Source organism: Corallococcus exercitus (assembly GCF_003611585.1).
Lineage (GTDB): Bacteria > Myxococcota > Myxococcia > Myxococcales > Myxococcaceae > Corallococcus > Corallococcus exercitus.
The window spans coordinates 1-1,959 of record NZ_RAVW01000744.1 but is presented as its reverse complement, the minus strand read 5'-3'; the positions used below and the strand labels follow the sequence as shown (position 1 = coordinate 1,959).

2 protein-coding genes are annotated in these 1,959 nt (G+C 74.4%); both read right to left on the bottom strand.

The genetic code is table 11. From position 1 onward, the window contains the following. Positions 1-1,235, bottom strand: a 1,235-nt coding sequence (locus D7W79_RS41575; RefSeq protein WP_216627123.1) for an O-antigen ligase family protein, incomplete at its 3' end; no start/stop codon positions are given. A gap of 31 nt (positions 1,236-1,266) precedes the next feature. After that, positions 1,267-1,959, bottom strand: a 693-nt coding sequence (locus tag D7W79_RS41570) for a polysaccharide biosynthesis tyrosine autokinase (protein ID WP_120530704.1), incomplete at its 5' end; no start/stop codon positions are given.

The window sequence follows — 1,959 nt, the reverse complement described above, 5'->3', positions numbered from 1 at the left end:
GGGCCGGACTGCGCGGACTGCCGCCCGGGGGCCGCGGTCACGGAGGCCATCACCATCAAGAGGAAGAGGGCGCGGCTGTCGTAGAGGTCGCCGCTGGACTGGGCGCCCAGCAGCACCAGCACCGCCGCGCCCACGGTGGCGCCGTCCAGGCCCTGGCGCCGCAGGAGCGCCGAGCGCACGAAGGTGGCGAGGACGGTCGCGAGCAGGAGCAGCCCCACGATGCCGCCCTCGCAGAACACCTCCAGGAAGAGGTTGTGCGGATAGACGCCCAGGCGCAGCGCGGGGAACGCCGCGAGCCCCGCGCCCGCCACCGGGTGGTCCTTGCCCAGCTGGAGGGCCCTCGCGTAGAGGATTTCGCGCCCGGACAGGTACACCTTGCCTTCGTTGTGGACCGAGCCGCCCGCGCCCGTCTCGTAGTTGAGGGTGAGGCGCAGGAAGCGCTCCTGCACGGAGTTGCTGAGGGCCTCCCCCAGCGGGGAGAACAGGGTCACCACGGTGATGGCGGCGGTCGCCAGCAGCAGCAGCAGCAGCAGCCGGCGCAGCGGCACGCGCCCCACCACGAGGCAGGTGGTGATGCCCGCGACGATGGCGGCGGAGCCGCCGCGCGAGCCCGTGAGCAGCGCGAGCACGACGCCGGTGGCGGCCACCGGAATCCACAGCCACGCCTGGCCCCTCCAGTACCAGAAGTAGAGCGCCCCGATGGAGAGCAGCCCCATGAGCCGCGCGAGGATGTTGGGCCCGCCGCCCATCACGGCCAGCCGCGCGCTCCCGCCGCCCCCCAGCAGTTGCTTGACGGCGGTGAGCGCGAGCAGCCCCGTGGCCACGACGACGGCGGCCCAGAACGCGTCCAGCACCCGGGGCGCGGGCTGGCGGAGCGCGGCCAGCGCGAAGCCCACGCACATCAGCCCCACCAGCAGGAGGTCGGCGACCTTGGTCAGGGAGAAGAGCGGGTCGGGCGTCCAGGCGATGCTGGCGGCCATGTAGCCCAGGAAGCCCAGCAGGGCCGCGATGAGCGGCGGGTCGAAGCGCGCCTCGCCGGGGCGTGCTTCGCGCCGGGCGCGGTGCAGCAGCCCCACGCTGGCGAGCAGCACCCCGCACAGGACGATCCACAGCCGCAGCTCCTGGACCAGGTTCGTGTCCACCTCTTCATTGACCGCGAGGCCCAGCCGGTGGAAGCCCCAGCGGCCCGCGAGCACGTAGAGCGCCGCGATGAGGCCCAGTCCTGTGCGGCACATCCAGCTCACGGTGCGGCCTCCCGGTGGGGCTTCAGCTCGCGGACGGGTATTCGTATTGGTAGACGCCGCTCACCGCGCGGCCCGAGCGGGAGCGCGGCACGCCGTTGAGGACCACGCCCTGGGCGGGCACGCCGCTCTGCTCCAGGTGGTGCAGCGCCGTGGCCACCTCGCGCAGCGACTGCGTCTGCGCGCGCACCACGGCGAGCCGCACGCCCGCGTGCCGGCCCACGAGCGCCGCGTCCGTCACCGCGAGGATGCAGGGCGTGTCGAAGAGGACGGCGTCGTACTCCGCCGCCACGCGCGCCACGAACGTGTCGAACGCCGCGCCGGCCAGCAGCTCCGTGGGGTCCGGCGGAAGGTCGCCCGCGCCCAGGAACGACAGGCCGGGCGGGGTGGCCTCCTCCAGCAGGGCCTGCTCCAGGGTGGCGGTGCCCCGCAGCACCTCATGGAGGCCGGGGACGCGCGCCTCGCGGAAGCACCGGTGCAGCCAGCCGCCGCGCAGGTTCGCGTCCACCAGCAGCACGCGCTGGCCCGTCTCCGCCAGCACCCACGCCAGGTTGAGGGCGACGAAGGACGTCCCCGCGCCGGGGCTCGTGCCCGTGAGGGTGACGACGTTGCGGCCCGCGCTCTTCAGGGCCAGCTGGACCCGGGTCCGCAGGCCGCGCACGGCTTCGATGGTGACGTCCCGGGGGACGCTGCGCGCCAGGATGAGGGAGGGGAGGCG